Here is a 20,030-nt window from a genome sequence, read left to right as displayed (position 1 = left end):
AGTAGCAATGAGCGGCTCCGGTCCCCCGGCCACTTCCACGTCGCCGATCTCAACGGCGATCACCGCCGTGCGCGCCGCCGGGGAACGCGGCGATGCCGACGCGATGGCCGAGCTCTTGGCCCCCGACGTCGTCTTTCACTCGCCGATCACCGAGCTACTGCGGTTCGAGGGAAGGGAGGAGGTCGCCGCACTGTACCGCGACGTCTTCGCCGTTCTGGAGGACATCCGCACCACCGAACCGCTCGCGCTCGGTGATGCGCGCGCGTTCACGTTTCGTGCCCGCGTCCGCGGGGTGGAACTTGAAGCCATGAATCTGGTGCGCTTCAACGCGCAAGGGCAAATCGCTGACTTCACGGTATTCGTCCGCCCGCTCGCCGGGCTCGCGACACTGTTCGCGGCGCTGCCGCCGCGAGTTGCGGCGAGACGGCGCGGCCACCTGCCGGGCGCGCTTGTTGCAGCCTTCGCCCGACCTGTCGCCTTTGTGTTACGCGCCGCCGACCGCTTGACGCCCAGACTGATCTAGCCCGAAAGCAGATTGGGTAAAGGTTCGGGCACGTTTCGGCCCTCACACAACGCGCCAACACGGCAGTGGCGGTCGCGTCAGCGACAATGCGGGGCGTGACGCAATCGCGGGAGCCCGGCGTTGGCGCGTGAGATCTCACGCCAGACGTTTCTGCGCGGTGCCGCCGGAGCGTTGGCCGCTGGCGTGGTGTTTGGTTCGGTCCGGGCCACCGCCGATCCGAATGCCGCCGGCTTCGACGCTCTTTCCGCCGCCGTCGGGGGGCGGGTGTTGCGGCCCGACGACCCCCAATTCGCCACGGCCAAGCAAGTTTTCAACACCAACTACAACGACTTGACGCCGGCGGTGATCGTCACCCCGACATCGCAGGCGGATGTGCAGAAGGCGATGGCATTCGCCGCCGCCCACAACCTCAAGGTCGCTGCGCGCGGTGGCGGGCACTCCTACGTGGGCGCGTCCACGGCGAACGGCGCCATGGTGCTCGACCTGCGTCAGCTGCCCGGGGAAATCGACTACGACGCCGCCACCGGGCAGGTCACCGTCACGCCCGCGACCAGTTTGTACGCGATCCACGAGGCGCTAGCCGGGGCCGGCCGTGGTATCCCGACGGGTACCTGCCCGACGGTCGGTGCCGCGGGACACGCCCTGGGCGGCGGGCTGGGTGCCAATTCCCGGCACGCGGGCCTGCTCTCTGACGCGCTGACGTCGGCCTCGGTGGTGCTGCCCAGCGGCGAGGCGGTCACCGCGTCCGCCACCAGCCACCCCGAATTGCTCTGGGCGCTGCGCGGCGGCGGTGGCGGCAACTTCGGGGTGACAACCTCGCTGACCTTCGCCACGTTCGCCACCAAAGACACCGACGTCGTGAACCTCAACTTCCCGCCGCAGTCGTTCGCGCCGGTCCTCCTGGGTTGGCAGAACTGGCTGCGCGGCGCCGACCGAAGCAGCTGGGCACTGGCGGACGCCACCGTCGACGCAATGGGTACGCATTGTCGCATCATGGCGACCTGCCCGGTCGGATCGGGCAACAACGTTGCGAGCGCCATCATTTCGGCCGTCGGAATGCAACCGATCGGCACGGAGAATCACACCTTCAATTATCTGGACCTGGTGCGGTATCTGGCCGTCAACAACCTCAACCCGTCACCGCTCGGATATGTCGGCGGATCCGATGTCTTTCCCACCGTCAACGGCGCCGTCGCTCAGGGGATCGCCTCGGCGGTCGACGCTTTTCCTCGTGGCGCGGGCCGCATGTTGGCAATCATGCACGCCCTCGACGGCGCCCTTGCCGATGTGGCAGCGGGGGCCACCGCCTTTCCGTGGCGTCGGCAGTCCGCCCTGGTGCAGTGGTACGTCGAAACATCCGGTTCCCCGTCGGCAGCGACCAGCTGGCTCGGCACCGCACACCAAGCGGTGCAACCGAATTCGGTCGGCGGCTATGTGAACTACCTCGAGGCAAACCAGCCGGCTTCACGCTACTTTGGCCCGAACCTGTCCCGGCTGAGCGCCGTGCGGCAGAAGTACGACCCCGGCCGGGTCATGTTCTCCGGGCTGAATTTCTAGCCGTCCGTATCCTGACGCCGGCGTCCACCAGCGGCGCCGCAACGGTGGACATAGCGGCGATCCGCAGCGGCGGTTCGACGGTCGTCGAGGTCGGTTACCGCAACCGCGCCGGCGCGGCCCGGATCCGGTTCCGGCAGGGATGTACCTGTGGACGATCGAAGGCGCCATTGCGCCCTTTCGAGGCGCTGATCGCCGACACTGTGGGAATGCTGCACTTACGCATCCTGACACCCTCCAAAATGACCGACGGCATCGTTTATGTTCTTGCAGAGGACCGATGTGTGAGCGGTCTGGCTGTGGTCAAGGGCGCCGCGATTCGGCCAGTCGCGGACCTGGTCGTTGCCGACATTCTGGGCGCGGGTGTCAATTCGCCGCGCCAAAGCCATGGCTCGGCCTAAGCGCATGCTGTGACAACCAAAAGACCTGATGCGGAACGCCGGCCGCGCGCCCAGGGCGTAAACATCATTGTTTACAATTGCGTTTACGGTCTAGTACCGTGGGGTTATGTTGCGAGTGAGCGATGAGACCCGGGCGCGGGTGCTCCGTATTGGGCGGGAGGAGTTTGGCGGCGCGTCGGCCGACGAGACGGTGCGCCGGCTGATCGATGAGCACTGGCAAGCGAAGGCCGTGACCGCCGTGCGCCACTATCGGGAGACCGATCCGCAGGGCTGGGCGGAATACGTTGCCGAGGCCGAGGAGTTCGCCAGCGCCGACGCGCCAATCACTGACGAGTGGTGAAGCGTCCGCCGATCGAACCGGGCCAAGTGTGGTTCGTGGACTTCGATCCCGTGCGGGGTCGCGAGCAGGGCAAAGATCGGCCGGCTTTGGTGGTATCGTCGCGGTTTCATCTGGACCTGACCGCCGGCCACCTGGTCAGCTTGCTGCCGTTGACCAGCGTCGAACGCTCCGGCTGGGTGCACCGGATACGCGTCGGCTCGGGCGGGGGCTGGGTAATCACCGAGCAGATCCGCACCGTCTCCGCCGATCGATTCCGGCGCTATGCACCCGAAATCGCGCTCTCCGCAGACGAGCTGAACGAGGTGCGACGCGTGCTGGCTCAGATGCTGATTGTGTAAGAAGTTGCTCAAGGCGGCGCCTCTCACCTTCACCATATAACGGACATGGGGGCTTGCGGCAAGACGGGGGGCACGGCGCAAAATCGCTGGCCGAACCCAGAACTCACTGGATTTGGGGGTGGCGAGTTGCGTCAATGGTCGGCATCGGATGGGTCAGGCCGAGAGGTCGAACCGGGATTCGATCATGCGGTAGTGGTTGTTGGAGGAGGCCCGACGGGGCTGATGTTGGCAGGTGAGTTGGCCTTAGCGGCGGTCGATGTTGCCATCGTCGAGCGGCGCGCCAGCCAGGACCTCATTGGCATGCGGTCGGGCGGTTTGCATTCACGCACCATTGAAGTCCTCGATCAGCGCGGAATCGCCGATCGGTTCCTTTCGGAGGGGCAGGTGGCGCAGGTCGCGGGGTTCGCGTGGATTCCGTTGGACATCAGCGATTTTCCCACCCGGCACCCCTATGGGCTCGCGCTGCGGCAGAACCAGATCGAGCGAATCCTGGCGGACTGGGTCGGCGAGCTGGCGGTACCGATCTATCGAGGACGTGAGGTGACGGGCATCGCCCAAGACGACACCGGCGTCGACGTCGAGCTGCGCGACGGCGCGTCACTGCGGGCGGAGTATCTCGTAGGGTGCGACGGCGGACGCAGTGTGGTCCGTAAAGCAGCCGGCATCGACTTCCCGGGATCGGATCCGACGACGAGCTGCCTCATCGCCGAGGTCGAGCTGGCCATCGACACGAGCGAAGCACCGGAATGGGGCCGGCGCCGCGACGCCTTCGGTATCCATGCCTTCAGCAGGCTGGAGGACGACGGGCCGGTGGGGGTCATGGTGACCGAGCAGCACTCTGGAGGCACGAGCGAACCCAGCATGCGGGATCTGAGCGAGGCGCTCATCGCCGTATACGGGACGGATTACGGGATCCACAGTCCCACTTCGATTTCCAGATTCACCGATATGGCGCGGCAGGCCGCGGCCTATCGCGACGGGCGGGTCCTGCTGGCCGGCGACGCCGCCCATGTGCATTCCCCGGTGGGTGGACAGGGTCTCAACACGGGTGTGCAGGACGCGGTGAATCTGGGCTGGAAGCTAGCGCAGGTGGTCAATCAGGCATCGCCCGACAGCCTCCTGGATACCTACCACGCCGAACGGCACCCCGTCGCGGCCCGCGTGCTGCGCAACACGATGGCCCAATCCGCGTTGCTTAGCCCAGGCCAGCGTATCGACGCGGTGCGCGATACCGTTTCCGAACTCCTGCGCATGGACGAGCCTCGCAAACGGTTCGCCGCGATGATGTCCGGTCTGGACATTCATTACGACCTCGGTAACGGACACCCGCTGCTCGGGCGCCGCATGCCCGATCTCGACCTGGCCACCGCCAACGGTCCGCTGCGGGTATTCACCCTGCTGCACGATGCCCGGCCGGTGCTGCTCAACCTCGGTGAGCCCGGCGGCATCAACATTGCACCGTGGGCCGATCGGGTCACGTTGGTCGACGTGAAATATGTTGGCGACTGGGAACTTCCGGTGCTTGGCACGATCACGGCGCCCGCCGCCGTGCTGATCCGGCCCGACGGATACGTTGCCTGGGTGGGGGGCGCGCCCCATCCGGGGCTCGCCGACGCCCTCACCACTTGGTGCGGGCCGGCTATTGGGTCCCAGTACTAGACTTTCGGGCCCGGTCAGGGTCTGATACCGCTCACCTGCCAGTGCGCTCGCGGTGCTTGCACCCCGGCCAGCAGCAGGGCCTGCGCTGGCCCTCTTGCAACTCCTCCTGAGTCCGCCGAATGCGGCGCTGTCGGGTGGTCTCTTGCTTGGCATCCTCGACCCAACAGATGAACTCGTTGCGTGCCAACGCAGTGATGTCCTTCCAGGCAGCGAGCGCCGTGGAATTGGCGACCAGTGCCTCGCGCAGGTCCGCGGGGAGCTCGTGTACCACCCCACCGGGCACTCGGTTGCCGCTCACGAGGCCCAGGGTAGCCCGCGGCGGTGATGCGCGCGCAACGGCTTCAACGCTGCGCTGTAGCTGGACCCCAAACTCTACCCGAATACTTCTGGCGCCCTTCACATTCCGCAATCCCGAACGATGTGGCCCGCATCCTTCGAAGGAACCCGCTATTGGTCAGCGTGAACGACGTGCCGCGCTCTGACGTCGGGGAGGTGGCGCTTGGCCAGTTCGTAGTTGGCGTCGTCGTGGAGAATGCGCATCGTCGTCGAGGTCGATCTGCGTCACCGACACGGCAGGCTCCTGACGTTGACAATGTATGTAGTGAACATACATCACCAACATGCCGTACGTCGTGGAGGATCGGGGCACAGGACGCGCCGGGGTGCCGGGCCGGTGGTTCTGGCGGTCAAGGCGCTTCGCCACGGGCACTGGGGTGGTGTTCTCCCGCCCGAACGTTTCTCGCGCCCTTGACATTCCGTAGTCCCGAGCAATTCACGCAGCCGATGCATCCCACACAGTCGGTGCAGCGCACGCACCCGACACATGCCACGCAACGGGTGCAGGCGACACATGCAACACACGCCACGCATTCCCGCACGGCTACGCATAATGCAGTCACCGCGCTGGCAATCACCCCCACACTGCCCGCGGTGCCCACCGAACCCGCGACAGCAACGCTCCCCGCGGTCGCGACCGAGCCCGCCACCGCGACACTGCCCGCGGTCGATGCCGACCCGGCAACTGCGACGCTGCCCGCCGTCGCCACCGATCCGGCGACCGCTGCGCTTTCCACGCTGGCTATCGAGCCCACAACCGTGTCACCGTCGACGGCGACCGCCGAATCCCGCTGGACTGCCATGAGCCTCATCATCTCAGCCACGCGTTCGATCCGTGTTGATCTGGTGTCGCGATAAGGCGACGCCGGTCGCTACCGGATAGGCAGGCCGGTTATCGCCCGCGAAATCACCAGACGCTGGATCTCGCTGGTTCCCTCGAAGATCGTGAAGATCTTTGCGTCGCGGTGCATGCGCTCGACGGGGTAGTCGCGCGTGTACCCGTTGCCGCCGAGGATCTGGATGGCCTCGTCGGTGACGTATACCGCGGTCTCGCTTGCCACCAACTTGGCCATCGAACCTTCCGCCGAGTCGAAGCTTTGGTTGTTGCGTGCCATCCAGCCGGCCCGCCATACCAGTAGACGGGCCGCGTCGATCCGGCATTTCATGTCGGCCAATTTGAACGCGACCGCCTGAAATTCCCCGATCTTGCGACCGAATTGCTCACGCTGACAGGCGTAGTCGAGGGCGTACTCGTAGGCGGCCCGAGCCACGCCGACGGCCATCGCCCCGACCGTGGGCCGGGTGCGCTCGAAGGTCTTCATGGCCGCCTGCCCTCCCGCGGAGGCGCCGGACTTGACCCGAGCGATCCGCGCTTCGAATTTCTCCCGGCCGCCCAGGATGAAATCCTCGGGCAGACGGACGTCGTCGAGCACCACCTCGGCGGTGTGCGATGCGCGGATACCGTGCTTCTTGAACTTCTGGCCCTGAGCCAGGCCTTTGGCGCCCGGCGGGATGACGAAGGTGGCCTGGCCGCGGGTGCCGAGTTCGGGATAGACCGATGCCACCACGATGTGCACGTTGGCGATTCCGCCGTTGGTCGCCCACGTCTTGGTGCCATTGAGAACCCACTCGCGGGCCGCCTCGTCGTAGCGCGCACGTGTGCGGATGGCGCCGACGTCGGAGCCCGCGTCGGGCTCCGACGAGCAGAACGCGCCCAGCTTGGGCTCGTCGGATGTGCCGAACATCTCGGGAAGCCAGCGGCCCAATTGTTCGGGAGTTCCGTTGCCCGCCAACGCCGCCGCGGCCAGCCCAGTGCCCATGATCGATAGCGCGATCCCGGCGTCGCCCCAGAACATCTCCTCGAACGCGGTGAGCATGCCCAGCCCCGTCGGCTCAGCCGCCTGTTGCGCGAAAAAGTCGGGGGAGTAGATGCCCACCTTGGCCGCCTCTTGGATGACGGGCCACGGGGTTTCCTCTCGCTCGTCCCATTCGGCCGCGGCGGGGCGGATCACCTCGGTCGCGAACTCGTGTACCCAATCGCGCACCTCGGTCACGTCGTCGCTCAACTGCAGTGAGAAAGTCACGGCTGCGCTCCTGAAATAGTTTGGTGTTTAACGGTTCTGCCGATTGGTGTGCCGCGCGAGGACGCCGACCGTCTGGTGCCACGCCTCGAAACGGCGATCTTCATCGATGTTGCCGGACAAGCGGCCGGTCAGCGCCTGCAGCGTGGCGGCATAGGACAGCGATCCGATCGCGACGGCCGCGGCCGCTTCGGGAGCCGGGATGCGCGTGCGGCCAAAGCGATTGGACGCGACCAGTTCGTCGGCGAAGAGCTTCAGCGCGGCGGCCAGCAGCCGCTCCCGTCCGGAGGCGGGCATGGCGAGAGAGTACTCACTCACCACCGCTGCGGCAAACCGCCCCTTACGAAACGATCAGGTCGCTGGGCAGCTCGTCGGTCAACATGCTCTCCGCGAGCAGTTCGCCGAGCAGGGGCCCGAACTTCATGAGGTTGTTCCCGACGAACGCGACGACGCGGCCGCGGCGCGCCACCCTCCACCCGTCGCCGCCGGAGTCGAGCCAGGGCGCGCGGACCGTGACGCAGTCCACCTGGCCCACGGGTCTCAGCGACGGGAACAGCGCGCGCACGGTCGCGGGGTCCGGCACCTCCTGCCCGAAGGCCCAGCGGCCGGTGCTGCCCAGCGGCAGTCCGTATCCTTCGGGCGCGGACAAGCACGCGGCGCCGGCGGCATCAGCGCCCTCGTAGGTGAATCGAGTGTGCGGGGCGAAGTCGACGTCAAGCGGACCGAAGAGCGCGGGCGTTTGGACGCCCGCACAGATCAGCACGTGGTCGGCGCGCACCATGGTGCCGTCCGCAAGGGTCGTCGAGCCATCGTCGGCGACCGTCACCACCTCGCCGCGGCGGATGTCCGCCCGCCGCGCAAGGGCGGTCAGCGCCCGCCGGATTCGCAGGCCGCCGCCGAGCGGGTCGAAAACGCCGGTCTCCCACGGCGCGGCCGCGAATGGGATCCGCGACGCGATCGCGGCCCGGTCAACCCAGGAGAACGCAGCGCCGGCGTCCCGCATCGCCGCCGCGGTGTCGTCGCGGGGACCGGCGGCGATGAATCCCTCGGAGCCAAGCAGCCGTCCGGTGCCGAACTCCGTCTCCCAGCGCTGCCAGCCGACGCGGGCCTTGATCGCGAGCCGGCATAGCGCCGGACGCCGGTGCGCGATGCGGAAAATCCGCGCCAACCCCGCGGACTGTTCGGCGAATGGCTCGGCGCGCTCGAACACAATCGCGTGTTTCCCGCGCCGCGACAGCTCATAGGCGGCCGCGAGCCCGCATATTCCGGCGCCAATGATGACGATCATGCCCAACGCTCCTGGAAGAAAAATCCGAATTCACGTCCGGCGAGGATATCGGCGCTCGATGGTCGTCAGCGCTTGCTCGGCCCAGCGAATGTTCGCTTGTTCAACCGATATTCCGCGCAGCAGCGTCAGGTACGGGCCCACCCGTTCGGCCTTGGCGAGGCACTCCTGCTCCGCGCGGACGTCGTTCGCCACCGCGGCATTGAAGCCCTTGGCCAGGTCGTATCCGGACGATTCGCCGTCAACAGGTGCGGCCAACACGGCGTCACGGAGCGGCATCGGCAGATAATACGCGATGCAAATAATCAATAACGTGATTAATCACGTATAGACACATCGCGCCGCGCCCTCTACGGTCAACCACACCCACTCAACAAGTCGACCATGCGAGGTGTGGGATGAACCCGTTCCGCAAGGCGGTCGAACCGCGCGACGGGTCCGCCATTGAGTCGCTGTTGGCCCACGACGTGGTGTCCACCAGCCCGGCGGAAGCCGTCGAAGTGGCTGCGAACTAGCCATGCGGATCGGACTGGCCATCAACTACGCGGGCGGCTTCAAGGACGTGGCCGCCGAAGTCGCCGACCTCGAACGCGCCGGGTTAGACATTGTCTTTGTCCCCGAGGCGTATTCGTTCGACGCGGTGAGCGCGCTCGGCTACCTGGCGGCCGTCACCGAGCGGGTTCAGTTGGCCTCGGGCATCCTGCAGCTCTACACCCGAACGCCCACCCTGACCGCGATGACCGCGGCCGGTCTCGACTACGTCTCCGACGGCCGGTTCACCCTCGGCCTGGGCGCCTCCGGCCCACAGGTCATCGAGGGCTTCCACGGTGTGCCCTATGACGCCCCGATTGCCCGCACCCGCGAAGTCATCGAGATCTGCCGTCAGGTGTGGCGACGCGAGAATCTGCACCACCAGGGCACGTACTACACGATCCCGCTGCCCGCCGACCGCGGCACCGGACTTGGCAAACCGCTCAAGCTCATCAACCACCCCGTCCGGGAACGCATCCCGATACTGGTGGCCGCGCTGGGGCCCAAGAACGTCGAATTGGCCGCCGAAATCGCCGAGGGCTGGCAACCGATCTTTTATCTGCCCGAGAAGGCGCGGGAGGTGTGGGGCCAGGCGCTGGCCGCCGGCCAGGCCAAGCGGGACCCTGCGCTGGGGCGGCTCGACGTGTACGCAGGCCCGGTGCTGGCCATCGGCGAAAACGTCGAACCGCTACGCGAATTGGTCAAACCCCACCTGGCGCTCTATATCGGCGGAATGGGCGCCCAGGGCAAGAACTTCTATCACGCCCTGGCCACCAAGTATGGCTACGGACCGCAGGCCGACCGTATTCAAGAGCTGTACCTGGCCGGCGACAAACAGGGGGCCGCCACGGTCGTGCCCGACGAACTCGTGCGGAACGTGAACCTGATCGGCACTCCTACATTTGTCAAGGAACGATTGGCGGCGTTCCGCGAGGCGGGGGTGACGACCTTGAACGTGGTGCCGTTGGCCGGCACGCCGGCCGAGCGGGTCAAGCTCATCGAGAGGCTACGCGAACTGCTATAGGACGCGGCTGATCTCATGCCTCCAGCGCTGCGTTGAACGTCTTGCTCGGCCGCATCACCGCCGTTGTTTTCTCGCTGTCCGGCGCGTAGTAACCGCCGATGTCGACCTCCTGGCCCTGCACCTCGGCGAGCTCGGCGACGATGACGGTCTCGTTCTTGGTCAGCGCATCGGCCAGTTTGGCGAAGTGTTCGGCCAGCTCCTTGTCATCGGACTGCGCGGCAAGTTCTTGCGCCCAGTACATGGCGAGGTAGAACTGGCTCCCCCGGTTGTCGAGCTCACCGGTCTTGCGCGACGGGCTCTTGTCGTTTTCCAGCAGCCTGCCGATCGCCGCGTCGAGGGTCTTGCCCAGGATTTTGGCTCGCGGGTTGCCGGTCTTGATGCCCATGTCTTCCAGGCTTGCGCCCAGCGCGAGGAACTCACCAAGCGAATCCCAGCGCAGGTGGTTCTCTTCCACCAGTTGCTTGACGTGCTTGGGCGCCGAACCGCCGGCTCCCGTTTCGTACATGCCGCCGCCGGCCATCAGCGGCACGATGGACAGCATCTTGGCGCTGGTGCCCAGCTCCAGGATCGGGAACAGGTCGGTGAGGTAGTCGCGCAGGATGTTGCCGGTGGCCGCGATGGTGTCGAGCCCGCGGATGAGCCGCTCCAACGTGTAACGCATGGAACGCACTTGCGACATGATCTGGATGTCGAGGCCCTCGGTGTCGTGATCCTTCAGATACGTCTTGACCTTCTTGATCAGTTCGTTCTCGTGCGGCCGGTACGGGTCCAGCCAGAACAGCACCGGCATGCCGGAGTTCCGCGCACGGGTGACGGCCAGCTTGACCCAGTCGCGGATCGGTGCGTCCCTGACGATGCACATGCGCCAGATATCGCCAGCCTCCACGTTCTGCGTGAGCAGCACCTCCCCGGTCGCGAGGTCCACGATGTTGGCGACGCCGTCCTCGGGAATCTCGAACGTCTTATCGTGTGAGCCGTACTCCTCCGCCTGCTGCGCCATGAGGCCGACGTTGGGGACGGTGCCCATCGTCGCCGGATCGAAGGCGCCATTGGTCTTGCAGAAATTGATGATTTCCTGGTAGATGCGGGAAAAAGTGGACTCGGGGTTCACGGCCTTGGTGTCCTTGGGCCGCCCGTCGGCGCCGTACATCTTGCCGCCGGCACGGATCATCGCGGGCATCGAAGCGTCCACGATCACGTCACTGGGCGAATGGAAGTTCGAGATTCCCTTGGCCGAATCGACCATGGCCAGCTCGGGGCGGTGCTCATGGCAGGCATGCAGGTCCCTAATGATCTCGTCGTGTTGCGACGCGGGTAGCGACTCGATCTTGTTGTAGAGATCGACCAACCCGTTGTTGACGTTCACGCCCAGTTCGTCGAACAGCTTTTGGTGCTTGGCGAAGGCGTCCTTGTAGAAAACCCGCACCGCGTGTCCGAAGACGATGGGGTGGCTGACCTTCATCATCGTCGCCTTGACGTGCAGGGAGAACATCACGCCGGTCTTGCGCGCGTCCTCCATCTGCTCCTCGTAGAACTCACACAGGGCCTTCTTGCTCATGAACATGCTGTCGATGATGTCGCCTTGCAGCAGCTCGACCTTGGGCTTGAGCACGATCGTCTCGCCGCCCCTGGTCACCAGCTCCATCTTCACGTCGCGCGCGCGGTCGAGCGTCATCGACTTCTCGCCGTGATAGAAGTCGCCGTGCCGCATGGTCGCGACGTGCGTGCGCGAGGCCATCGACCACTCGCCCATGCTGTGCGGGTGCTTGCGCGCGTACTCCTTGACCGCCTTCGGCGCGCGACGGTCCGAGTTGCCTTCCCGAAGCACCGGGTTCACCGCACTGCCCAACACGTTGGCGAAGCGCCTTCGGAGTTCGTTTTCCTCGTCGGTCTTCGGGTCCTGCGGATAATCCGGAACCTTGTAGCCCTTGGCTTGCAGCTCCTTGATAGCGGTCACCAGCTGCGGTACCGAGGCGCTGATGTTCGGTAGCTTGATGATGTTGGTGTCTGGTAGGTGCGTCAGCCGGCCCAGTTCGGCCAGGTTGTCCGGCACCTTCTGCTCGTCGGTCAGGTAGTCGGGAAACTCGGCCAAAATGCGTGCCGCCAAAGAGATGTCGCTGACCTTGATGGTGATGCCCGCCGGTTCGGCGAAGGCGCGCAGAACAGGAAGAAAGGCGTAGGTCGCCAGCATGGGCGCCTCGTCGGTCAGCGTGTAGATGATGGTCGGCTGGTCGGCGCTCATGATTGTTCTCCCGGCGTCGCTGGCGGTCAGATTTCGAGGGGCTCCGCGTTTGCGTCTTCGATGCGTCTTCGACCTTACTGACGAGAGCGCGATCGGGCACGGTCTACCCGAGCCATTCGCAACGAGCCCGCCCTACGGGGCGTCGTAGTTGTGCAGAGTCTGGTTCGTTCCCTCACTTACCGTCACGTAACCGTTTCCGTCCGGATGAAAGCCGATCGCCTCACCCTGCGACTCGTTCGGCGTCGGCGCGGTGACCGCCGGCTGTTGTAACGCCGCCCAGAGCGGCTCGGACGGGTCCCGATTCCATGGCAGGACACGGTCGTAGGTGCGCACAGCCAATTCCGAACCGTCCGGTGACACGTCGGCGCCGGTGACGAGATCGAGGAGATCGTCTTGCCGCGGCTGCGAGCGGCCGCGGCGCGGTCCGATGACGTCGTCGACCGACTCGACGCGGTGCTAGACGAGTCGAAACGGTTGATACGCGACTATCCCTACCTGGCCGCGTTCCTGCGGGCGGTGCGGGCCGAAACCGCTGTCCAGCAACGGCGCGGCGCCGCAAAATACCCCGGATCCCGGGCGCCGCGCGACGTCGTCACCGAGATCGTCGATGACGCTCGGGTTCAGGGGGTGCTGTCCTCGGACACCGGCCCCGCGGCCGCGGTGGAGGCGATCTGTGCGCTGACGCGCGGACTATCCGAGCGGGCGGCCAGTCTGCCGCCGGAGGACTATGAAGCCACGCTGGGCTCGGCCAAGAAGCTCATCCGGGGAACGCTGTTCGCGCGCATGAAACCCACGGACTGCTGAACCCGATCCCGGCCAGCACGACCACCTATTGCGCGGTGTAGCGATCGCGCAGCTTGGCCAGCGTCGCCTCGATGCCCGCCGCATTGCCCTTCGCGTAACCCATGCGCTCGTAATATTTCAGCTGGTTCTTGAGCGCGCCGGCATCGCGATAGTCGAACGTCTCGGTGACCCGGGTCAGCGTCGGCGAGAGCGACTCGAATTCCCATCGCCAGCGGTGGCCCATCGGATGGCGCCATTCGACCAGTTCGTTCGGTTTGAGGGCGGTGACCGTGCTGGTGATGCGGTAGGGCAGGCCGTACATCTTCATTTTCGTCGAAAACTTTGACCCTACAACCAGTTCCGCCGGTGCTTTGATGTTGTCGCCAACCGTGCCCGATCCGTCCAGCTCGTGGTGGCGCCGGGGATCGGCGGCCATCGCGAACAGCTCGGCCGCCGGCGCCGCGACCTCCACCGACCGGCATACTCGCTGCGGTCCCGCATCCACGACGGTGACAGTCATGATGTCTCCTTTCGTCTGCCCGGCAGCGCCAGATCGAGGCTACGCCGAGCCGTTCACCGGCGGCAAAATCCCGTTGACGCGGACACCCCCACGGGGTATGTAGGGGTGGCGATCTACGCGTCGCAACGGACGCGATCCGGCTCGCCCGCCGAACGCTCGCCCCGATGCTTGCCGGTGCCGCGATGGCATTCTCTAGCGTTTTCGTCGTCGGCAACAGCCTGCGCCTGCGCTCCTTCGCCAGCGGCATCAAGGCAGAGACGCCACTGCGAGCGACCGCGAACGGCGAAGCGGTGCCACATCTTCGGTGCGTGTGACCGGCATCGCACCGCGGCCCGGTTGTGGGCTCGACGACACGTCGCGGCCACTGCGGGGTCTTCCCAGGGAACCGACAGCCGACGCTCCCGCAAGCAACATGGCGTTTGGCCCCGCAGGTGGTACGGTTCGCTGCTGTGGCGGCGACTTCTGGCAACGCGGGCATTCCCGTTGGGGACGTGCCCGGTGTGCCGCGCACCCGTCTCCACCTGCGAGGAGTCGCGTCCGGTTCACGCCTGATCGAGACCATTCCGTGACGGAGCTAAGTCGGCGCCGTTTTCTCGGGTCGCTCGCCGCCGCCACCGTTGTCGGCGTGGGTGCGGCTCGGTGCATGGTAGACCCACAACCGCGAACGTTTGCCCAGGCGCCCGCCGGTGCCGTTCCCACTTCCGGCCCACCCATCTACCCGCGCTTGTTGCCGCCACCACCCCTGAGCGCGCGGATCCCGCTGCCCGGCGGTGGCGCACTGACCAAGCTTCCCGGCAAGGGCGATTTGCTTGCGCTCACCGTCGACGACGGCGTCAACACGGAGGTGGTGCGCGCCTACACGCAGTTCGCCAAGGACGCCGGCGTGCGGCTGACATTCTTCGTCAACGGAACCTACGACTCGTGGACCGACAATCAGGCGTTACTTCGGCCGCTGGTTGACTCCGGGCAGATCGAGCTCGGCAACCACACCTGGTCACATCCCGATTTGACCACGCTCACGAAAAGTCAAATCGCCCAACAGCTCACCCGCAATGACGAATTCTTGAAGAACACCTACGGCGTCGGCGCGAAACCGTATTGGCGGCCACCGTACGCAAAGCACAACGCCGATGTTGACGCGGTAGCCGCCGATCTTGGCTATACCGTCCCGGTCCTATGGTCGGGCTCGCTCTCGGATTCGACGCTGATCACCGAGGACTACATCGTGAAGATGGCCGACCAGTTCTTCACCCCACAAGCCATCGTCATCGGACACCTCAACCACCTGCCGGTCACCCATGTCTACCCGCAGCTGGTCGAGGTCATCCGCTCCCGCAATCTTCGTACCGTCACCCTCAACGACGTGTTCCTCAAAACGCCTTAGCGACGGAATCGCTCCGAGCGCGTGGGCAAGCTGCTAGCCACTTCCGCATGGGAGCTGGTGTCGCAGATATGACTCACCGCCGCTGTGCCGCGGTGAAACCAGCCAGACGCGCATCGAGGGTGGCGTGAAAGTGTCCGATCGCGCTCTCGTGCCGACCGAACTCCACGAATGCGTTTGCGCCGGCGTGCAACCCGCGTTGCACACCCGCCGACATCTCGTTGTCTTCCACCGCGCCACGAGCGATGAAGCTGACCGCACCTTCCGGGTTGTTCGGTCCGGGATCACGCGATGCGCGCTCGGCGCCGTCGCCCCTGGGGGGCCGCACCATCGAATACATCACGACCGTGCTGTGGTCGACGTCCACCGGATCGATCGCGACCATAAGGATCAGGTCCGGGAACGTTGCCAGCATGACGTTGGGGAACAACTGATATAGATATGTCACCCGCGCGTCGGTCGTCCAAGTGCTCTCAGGACGGTCGCGGAGCCGCTCGATATTGCGGTATGGGAACGTGATTCGGCAATTCGGGCCGAACGTCTCGACCACGTTGAGGTCGTCGTATTGCACCGGGTAGAAGGTGTCCTTGTGCGTCGAGCGGATGTGGTATCCCTCCAGGAATTGCTCGACGAGCACCTTCCAATTCATCGCTCGCAGGGTGGAATCCGCGTACACGAACCGCTGCGCCGGGAGAAGCTTGTCGCGCCACGGGGTCCCGTCGGTTAGCCACCGCATCGCCTCGTTGCCATCTGCGGCCGCGGGGTCGAGTGCGTCGATGACGATGAGCCCATCCACTTCGCGGCTGGTGACCTCGACCAGACCGCGCGCCGACATGTCCAGATCCGGGAAAGCGTCCGCATGCGGCACATGCGACAACGAACCGTCGAGACGATAAGTCCAGCCGTGGTAGCGGCACACCAGCGCGCGGGAGCACCCGGCGGCCTCGACTAGGGCGAAACCGCGGTGCCGGCACGCGTTGCGGAACACCCGCGCCCGCCGATCGCGCCCACGCACAGCGAATAGGGGCACCCCGAAAACGGTGCGTTCGACGTGGTCGCCCGGGTTCGGGATGGTCGCGGAGGGAACGAATACGCTGGGCAGCGCGCGCAGCAACCGGAGTTCTTCGGCGAACCGTCCTGGGTTCAGGTAATTGTCGACGGGCTCACGCCACGTCGCTCCCTCATCGGTGGTGCCTGCGTCGATATGGGCGAGGACCCGCCGCACGATCTCCGCGTCGTCCGCAACCAACGACGTTGTTGGGAAAGCCATGCATGTCAGTGTCACACTGTTGGCATCACGCGTCAATGATTTAGTGATACGCATGGTCGTCGGTGAAGATACATGTGTGCCCGCTGTACCGCGATCCCGCGTGCGCGACCTGATCGGCAACCGACCGCTCAGCGCGCGCTCGGTGCTCGCGTCGGCCCTGTTGGGGTCCGACCAGGCCCGTCTCACGGTGGGGGAGTTGGTCGCCGTGGCTTCCCTGTTCGGCATCAGCGACGGCGCGGCCCGCACCTGTCTGTGGCGGATGGTCTCCAATGGCGAACTCACTGGCGACGGCGGCAGCTACGCACTCGCCGGCCGCTTGTTGGAGCGCCGCCAGCGTGTCGACGAGGCGTCCCGGATCGACGACGCGGCCGCCCACAAATGGGACGGAACCTGGGAGCTGGCAATCGTCTCGCTGGATCGTCGGTCGGCGGCCGATCGCCTCGAACTGAGGAAGGCGGCGACGGCGCTGCACCTGGCCGAACTTCGGGAAGGCGTGTGGATACGACCGGACAACCTTGACCCGCAACGGCTTCCGATATCACGAGCGGTGCTGGACCGCCAGTGCACGCACTTTCACCGCGCGGCGACCGACATTACCGCCGACAGGGTGCGAACGCTGTTTTACCTCGACGGATGGGAGGACGATGCTCGGGTCCTCATCGAGGCGATGAACGAGGCGCTCGATAGCCGCGCGCGCGATGATTCGTCCGATAGCTTCACCTACGCGTTCGCCCTATCGATCGCCGTGGTCCGGCATCTCCAGCTCGACCCGTTGCTGCCCGTCGAGCTCATTGGCGACCACTGGCCCGGGCCCATGTTGCGGAGCACATACCACCGTTTCGACGACGCATTCAAGCGACGAATGAGCGGTGCGTTCCGCTGATCTCACGCAGCGAAGTCACCGCGCGCGCGTGTTGCCCAGGATGCGGATGCCGGTGACGGTCCCGGGTTCGATCGCGATCACGGTGTCGGAGCTGTTCACCCAGGGGTGCAGCAGCCGCTCATAACGGGCGACCTGCTCGGGGTCGGTGATCGTGATCGCCCAGCCGGTGACCACAACGCTCCAGCCGGCGCGCCGCTGCGGATCGAGGTCGTCGGCCTCGTAGGCCACCACAACCCTGGAATCGGTGCTCGATCGCACCGACACGGACAGCTTGCGGTTCAGGCGGGTGCGAATGATGACGCGACCGTCATCGACAAGATGGTTGACCGGGCGGATCGCCGGCAGCGCGTCGGCGGTGAACACCACCCGCCCATACTCGACGCTGGCCAGCAATCGCATCGCCTCGTCACGATCGAGTTCGACGACGTCGTGGACGACGCTGGTGCCGCCGTCCTGGATCATGTCGCACCGCCCGCACTGCCGCCGCCGACGGGGGTGATCAACCCGAGGTTCCCGTCGTGGCGCCGATACAGCAAGTGGCCGCGCCCGGTGACCAGGTCGGTGAAGAACAGGAACGGCAGGCCGTGCTCGCACACTCGCGCCACCGCGTCGGCCTCGGCAAGAACCGGCGTCGGACGGCAATTCACAATCAGCGGCACCCGCGGGGCAACCGCGGCCGGTGACCACGACCATCCGGGGGGATACACGCGGCGCTGGCGGGCCAGCCGCAGTCCCGACGGTCCGCCCCGATAGACCACGGCGTCCTCTCCGGTCTCGGCGTCGGTGAACAAATGCACGTCGTAGTCCATCGCATCCATCGCCGCGACCGCCTCCAACGGGGTGACGCGCCGCAGCACGACCGGCTTGCGACGTGCGACGGGCGCGTCGACGGGCGCGGTCGCCATCTGGCGGATCTCGTCGGGCCAGGGCCGGGGGCGCCACGGCGCCGACGCCCGGGCGATCTGACGATCCAGCCTGAGCAGTGCGGGCGACAGATCGTCGGGACCCGCGGTCATGGCCTGCATCCGTGTGGGGGTGTCCCCGACCCGAAGGTTGACCTGAACCAGCAGGGCCCCGTCGGCGAGGCTGGTGACGGTCAGCCGAACCCGAGCACCCCCGGTGATCCCACGATGGGCCAACACTCGACCCACCGCACACGCGAGCTGTTGGGCCCGCGAACCTGAGACTCCGCGACCGGGCAGGACGACGACGTCGGGGAACTCCCGCAGCGACGATGGCGCGGGTTCACACACGACGACGCGATCCCACGTGCGCTCCACCTTCGTCAACTCGCGAATCAGGGCCGATCCCACAGCGTGGCTGGAAGGCGCATGACACGAACAGGGCCAAAGGTCCCGAACCGGTGTGGTCTGTGTCACCTTGTCCCCTGGGCGGCTAGGGCAGCCCGGATGTCCCGTCCACTCCGAGCAGCGACCCGCCGCTGCCGCCCTTGCCGGCAGCGCCGGTGGTTGCACCGGACCCGCCGTTGCCGCCGTGACCGCCGTCGCCGATCAGCACGGCATCGCCGCCCTTACCGCCTGTGCCGCCTTTCGCCGCGGCGCCGCCGGCCCCACCGTCGCCGCCGGTGCCGATTAGTCCGGCCTTGCCGCCGTCGCCGCCGTCGCCGCCGAACACGTTGGCGGACCCGCCGATGCCGCCGGCCCCACCGTCGCCCCAGAAGAAGCCGGCGGCACCACCGCCCCCGCCGGCCCCGCCGGCGGTACCCCCGGCCCCGCCGGCGCCGCCTGCGCCGCCCGCGCCGAAGAGCATGCCGCCGTCCCCGCCGGCCCCGCCGAACCCGCCGCTGGTGCCGCCGAACCCGCCGGCGCCGCCCGCGCCGCCGGCGCCCAAGAGCCCGCCGTCGTTGCCTCCGGCCCCGCCAATCCCGCCGCCGACGCCGCCGGTGCCGCCGGTGCCGCCGGTGCCGCCGGTGCCGTAGAGGAATCCGGAATTACCCCCGGCACCGCCTAACCCGCCGGCAATATTGCCTCGCCCGCCCGTACCCCCGACGCCGCCCGAGCCACCGAGCGTGCCGCCGGCCCCGCCGGCCCCGCCGTCCCCACCGCTGGTGCCGCCGGTCGTGCCGCCGGCCCCGCCGGCGCCGCCGTCGCCGAACAGCCCGCCGGAACCACCGGCCCCGCCGTTTCCGGCGGGGTTGCCCGTCGTTGAGTTCCCGCCGGCGCCGCCGATTCCGCCGGTGCCGAACAGACCGGCGACGCCGCCTGCCCCGCCGGCCCCGCCAGCCCCGGTGCCTGATGTCCCGCCCGTGCCGCCGGTGCCGCCGGTGCCGAACAACAGCCCGCCCGCGCCGCCGGTCCCGCCCGCCCCGCCGGTGCCAGCCGTTGAATTTCCGCCGGCGCCGCCGGCGCCGCCCTTGCCGAACAGCCCGGCCGCCCCGCCGTCGCCACCCCGCTGGCCGGGGCCTCCCGAGCCGCCGGCCCCGCCGTTGCCGTAGAGAATCCCGCCGGCGCCGCCGTTGGCGCCGGTGCCCGGGGCCCCGTTGGCACCGTTGCCGATCAGCGGGCGCCCCAACAGCGCCTGGGTGGGCGCGTTGACCACGTCGAGTAGCTGCTGTAACGGTGAGGCGTTGGCGGCCTCAGCGCTGGCATACGAGCTAGCACCAGCGGTCAATACCTGCACGAACTCGGCGTGAAACGCCGCTGCCCGGGCGCTGAGAGTCTGATACGCGTGGCCGTGGGCAGAAAATAGCGCCGCGATGGCCGCCGACACCTCATCGGCGCCCGCAGCCAGCAGCTCCGTTGTATGGGCCGCCGCGGTCGCGTTGGCGACACCGAGGGCCGACCCGATGCCGGCCAAGTCCGAAGCGGCGGCGACCAGCCTGTCCGGCGCCGCGATCACAAACGACATTTGAGATCTCC

21 protein-coding genes and 5 pseudogenes are annotated in these 20,030 nt (G+C 66.9%); 12 read left to right on the top strand and 14 right to left on the bottom strand.

The window, feature by feature from the left end; translation table 11 throughout:
• Positions 1–7 precede the first annotated feature (7 nt).
• From G6N24_RS20620 to G6N24_RS20595, 6 genes are all read left to right on the top strand, one after another.
• Positions 8–523, top strand: a complete 516-nt coding sequence (locus tag G6N24_RS20620; protein WP_085162330.1) for a nuclear transport factor 2 family protein — start codon at positions 8–10, stop codon at positions 521–523.
• 120 nt (positions 524–643) lie between these two features.
• Complete coding sequence (locus G6N24_RS20615) at positions 644–2,080, top strand: FAD-dependent oxidoreductase (protein ID WP_085162329.1); 1,437 nt, start codon at positions 644–646, stop codon at positions 2,078–2,080.
• Between the two features lie 44 nt (positions 2,081–2,124).
• Entirely contained in the window at positions 2,125–2,478 is a 354-nt protein-coding gene (locus G6N24_RS20610; RefSeq protein ID WP_085162328.1) for a hypothetical protein, read from the top strand.
• Positions 2,479–2,584: 106 nt separating this feature from the next.
• On the top strand, positions 2,585–2,818 hold the full coding sequence (locus tag G6N24_RS20605; protein ID WP_085162327.1) for a hypothetical protein: 234 nt from the start codon (positions 2,585–2,587) through the stop codon (positions 2,816–2,818).
• Positions 2,819–2,853: 35 nt separating this feature from the next.
• Positions 2,854–3,156, top strand: a complete 303-nt coding sequence (locus G6N24_RS20600) for a type II toxin-antitoxin system PemK/MazF family toxin (RefSeq protein WP_163745584.1) — start codon at positions 2,854–2,856, stop codon at positions 3,154–3,156.
• Between the two features lie 222 nt (positions 3,157–3,378).
• Positions 3,379–4,815 carry an FAD-dependent monooxygenase gene (locus tag G6N24_RS20595; RefSeq protein ID WP_232070836.1) on the top strand — a complete coding sequence of 479 codons (1,437 nt, stop codon included), beginning with the start codon at positions 3,379–3,381 and terminating at the stop codon, positions 4,813–4,815.
• 31 nt (positions 4,816–4,846) lie between these two features.
• Here the strand turns inward: G6N24_RS20595 and G6N24_RS20590 are convergent, their stop codons facing one another.
• From G6N24_RS20590 to G6N24_RS20585, 3 genes and pseudogenes are all read right to left on the bottom strand, one after another.
• Positions 4,847–5,113, bottom strand: coding sequence for a YdeI/OmpD-associated family protein (locus G6N24_RS20590; RefSeq protein WP_085162338.1), 267 nt, complete (start codon positions 5,111–5,113; stop codon positions 4,847–4,849).
• Positions 5,114–5,262: 149 nt separating this feature from the next.
• Positions 5,263–5,349: pseudogene (locus tag G6N24_RS25955) on the bottom strand (VapC toxin family PIN domain ribonuclease); the annotation flags it as partial.
• A gap of 152 nt (positions 5,350–5,501) precedes the next feature.
• On the bottom strand, positions 5,502–5,861 hold the full coding sequence (locus G6N24_RS20585; RefSeq protein ID WP_232070835.1) for a hypothetical protein: 360 nt from the start codon (positions 5,859–5,861) through the stop codon (positions 5,502–5,504).
• Here G6N24_RS20585 and G6N24_RS25040 point away from each other — a divergent pair.
• Entirely contained in the window at positions 5,746–6,009 is a 264-nt protein-coding gene (locus tag G6N24_RS25040) for a hypothetical protein (protein ID WP_232070859.1), read from the top strand. The genes G6N24_RS20585 and G6N24_RS25040 overlap by 116 nt on opposite strands.
• A 14-nt stretch (positions 6,010–6,023) precedes the next feature.
• On the opposite strand, the gene G6N24_RS20580 is transcribed toward G6N24_RS25040, so the two are convergent.
• From G6N24_RS20580 to G6N24_RS26135, 4 genes and pseudogenes are all read right to left on the bottom strand, one after another.
• Positions 6,024–7,235, bottom strand: coding sequence for an acyl-CoA dehydrogenase family protein (locus G6N24_RS20580; protein ID WP_085162323.1), 1,212 nt, complete (start codon positions 7,233–7,235; stop codon positions 6,024–6,026).
• A 27-nt stretch (positions 7,236–7,262) separates the two neighbouring features.
• Positions 7,263–7,493 (bottom strand): annotated as a pseudogene (locus tag G6N24_RS20575) (TetR/AcrR family transcriptional regulator); the annotation flags it as partial.
• Between the two features lie 79 nt (positions 7,494–7,572).
• The gene (locus G6N24_RS20570; RefSeq protein WP_085162322.1) at positions 7,573–8,520 is read right to left on the bottom strand and encodes an NAD(P)/FAD-dependent oxidoreductase; all 948 of its coding nucleotides are present in this window, start codon (positions 8,518–8,520) and stop codon (positions 7,573–7,575) included.
• Positions 8,521–8,550: 30 nt separating this feature from the next.
• Positions 8,551–8,703 (bottom strand): annotated as a pseudogene (locus G6N24_RS26135) (PadR family transcriptional regulator); the annotation flags it as partial.
• Between the two features lie 331 nt (positions 8,704–9,034).
• Here G6N24_RS26135 and G6N24_RS20555 point away from each other — a divergent pair.
• Positions 9,035–10,072, top strand: coding sequence for an LLM class F420-dependent oxidoreductase (locus G6N24_RS20555; RefSeq protein WP_085162320.1), 1,038 nt, complete (start codon positions 9,035–9,037; stop codon positions 10,070–10,072).
• Between the two features lie 13 nt (positions 10,073–10,085).
• Here G6N24_RS20555 and G6N24_RS20550 read toward each other — a convergent pair whose 3' ends face one another.
• Together G6N24_RS20550 and G6N24_RS20545 are read right to left on the bottom strand one after the other, a co-directional pair.
• A complete protein-coding gene (locus G6N24_RS20550) occupies positions 10,086–12,314 on the bottom strand; it encodes an NADP-dependent isocitrate dehydrogenase (protein WP_085162319.1) in 2,229 nt (742 codons plus the stop codon).
• Between the two features lie 132 nt (positions 12,315–12,446).
• Positions 12,447–12,647 carry a hypothetical protein gene (locus tag G6N24_RS20545; RefSeq protein WP_232070619.1) on the bottom strand — a complete coding sequence of 67 codons (201 nt, stop codon included), beginning with the start codon at positions 12,645–12,647 and terminating at the stop codon, positions 12,447–12,449.
• Positions 12,648–12,707: 60 nt separating this feature from the next.
• Here G6N24_RS20545 and G6N24_RS20540 point away from each other — a divergent pair, with 60 nt between their 5' ends.
• Complete coding sequence (locus G6N24_RS20540; RefSeq protein WP_232070618.1) at positions 12,708–13,118, top strand: TetR/AcrR family transcriptional regulator; 411 nt, start codon at positions 12,708–12,710, stop codon at positions 13,116–13,118.
• Between the two features lie 25 nt (positions 13,119–13,143).
• Here the strand turns inward: G6N24_RS20540 and G6N24_RS20535 are convergent, their stop codons facing one another.
• The gene (locus tag G6N24_RS20535) at positions 13,144–13,617 is read right to left on the bottom strand and encodes an SRPBCC family protein (RefSeq protein WP_085162318.1); all 474 of its coding nucleotides are present in this window, start codon (positions 13,615–13,617) and stop codon (positions 13,144–13,146) included.
• A 155-nt stretch (positions 13,618–13,772) separates the two neighbouring features.
• Here G6N24_RS20535 and G6N24_RS25030 point away from each other — a divergent pair.
• A pseudogene (locus G6N24_RS25030) lies at positions 13,773–13,931 on the top strand (hypothetical protein); the annotation flags it as partial.
• A 251-nt stretch (positions 13,932–14,182) separates the two neighbouring features.
• Positions 14,183–15,001 (top strand): polysaccharide deacetylase family protein, encoded by an 819-nt coding sequence (locus G6N24_RS20525; RefSeq protein ID WP_139822558.1) that lies wholly within the window; start codon positions 14,183–14,185, stop codon positions 14,999–15,001.
• A gap of 73 nt (positions 15,002–15,074) precedes the next feature.
• On the opposite strand, the gene G6N24_RS20520 is transcribed toward G6N24_RS20525, so the two are convergent.
• The gene (locus tag G6N24_RS20520; protein WP_179963449.1) at positions 15,075–16,268 is read right to left on the bottom strand and encodes an aromatic ring-hydroxylating oxygenase subunit alpha; all 1,194 of its coding nucleotides are present in this window, start codon (positions 16,266–16,268) and stop codon (positions 15,075–15,077) included.
• A gap of 52 nt (positions 16,269–16,320) precedes the next feature.
• Between G6N24_RS20520 and G6N24_RS20515 the strand changes: the two genes are divergently transcribed.
• Positions 16,321–17,151, top strand: coding sequence for a PaaX family transcriptional regulator C-terminal domain-containing protein (locus G6N24_RS20515; RefSeq protein ID WP_085162315.1), 831 nt, complete (start codon positions 16,321–16,323; stop codon positions 17,149–17,151).
• 15 nt (positions 17,152–17,166) lie between these two features.
• On the opposite strand, the pseudogene G6N24_RS20510 reads toward G6N24_RS20515, so the two are convergent.
• The 3 genes and pseudogenes from G6N24_RS20510 to G6N24_RS20500 all read right to left on the bottom strand — a co-directional run.
• A pseudogene (locus G6N24_RS20510) lies at positions 17,167–17,609 on the bottom strand (pyridoxamine 5'-phosphate oxidase family protein); the annotation flags it as partial.
• A complete protein-coding gene (locus tag G6N24_RS20505) occupies positions 17,610–18,464 on the bottom strand; it encodes a sigma 54 modulation/S30EA ribosomal C-terminal domain-containing protein (RefSeq protein ID WP_269151260.1) in 855 nt (284 codons plus the stop codon).
• 82 nt (positions 18,465–18,546) lie between these two features.
• The gene (locus tag G6N24_RS20500; RefSeq protein ID WP_163745583.1) at positions 18,547–20,019 is read right to left on the bottom strand and encodes a PE family protein; all 1,473 of its coding nucleotides are present in this window, start codon (positions 20,017–20,019) and stop codon (positions 18,547–18,549) included.
• Between the last annotated feature and the right edge of the window lie 11 nt (positions 20,020–20,030).

It is taken from the genome of Mycobacterium lacus (assembly GCF_010731535.1).
Classification (GTDB): Bacteria; Actinomycetota; Actinomycetes; order Mycobacteriales; family Mycobacteriaceae; genus Mycobacterium; species Mycobacterium lacus.
This window is presented reverse-complemented; position numbering and strand designations above follow the sequence as displayed.

Coding starts and splice junctions, on each gene's coding strand:
- G6N24_RS20535 (WP_085162318.1), bottom strand. CDS start 13,617: ATGACTGTCACCGTCGTGGATGCGGGACCGCAGCGAGTATGCCGGTCG.
- G6N24_RS20515 (WP_085162315.1), top strand. CDS start 16,321: ATGGTCGTCGGTGAAGATACATGTGTGCCCGCTGTACCGCGATCCCGC.
- G6N24_RS20520 (WP_179963449.1), bottom strand. CDS start 16,268: ATGGCTTTCCCAACAACGTCGTTGGTTGCGGACGACGCGGAGATCGTG.
- G6N24_RS20570 (WP_085162322.1), bottom strand. CDS start 8,520: ATGATCGTCATCATTGGCGCCGGAATATGCGGGCTCGCGGCCGCCTAT.
- G6N24_RS20620 (WP_085162330.1), top strand. CDS start 8: ATGAGCGGCTCCGGTCCCCCGGCCACTTCCACGTCGCCGATCTCAACG.
- G6N24_RS20500 (WP_163745583.1), bottom strand. CDS start 20,019: ATGTCGTTTGTGATCGCGGCGCCGGACAGGCTGGTCGCCGCCGCTTCG.
- G6N24_RS20595 (WP_232070836.1), top strand. CDS start 3,379: ATGTTGGCAGGTGAGTTGGCCTTAGCGGCGGTCGATGTTGCCATCGTC.
- G6N24_RS20550 (WP_085162319.1), bottom strand. CDS start 12,314: ATGAGCGCCGACCAGCCGACCATCATCTACACGCTGACCGACGAGGCG.
- G6N24_RS20605 (WP_085162327.1), top strand. CDS start 2,585: ATGTTGCGAGTGAGCGATGAGACCCGGGCGCGGGTGCTCCGTATTGGG.
- G6N24_RS20555 (WP_085162320.1), top strand. CDS start 9,035: ATGCGGATCGGACTGGCCATCAACTACGCGGGCGGCTTCAAGGACGTG.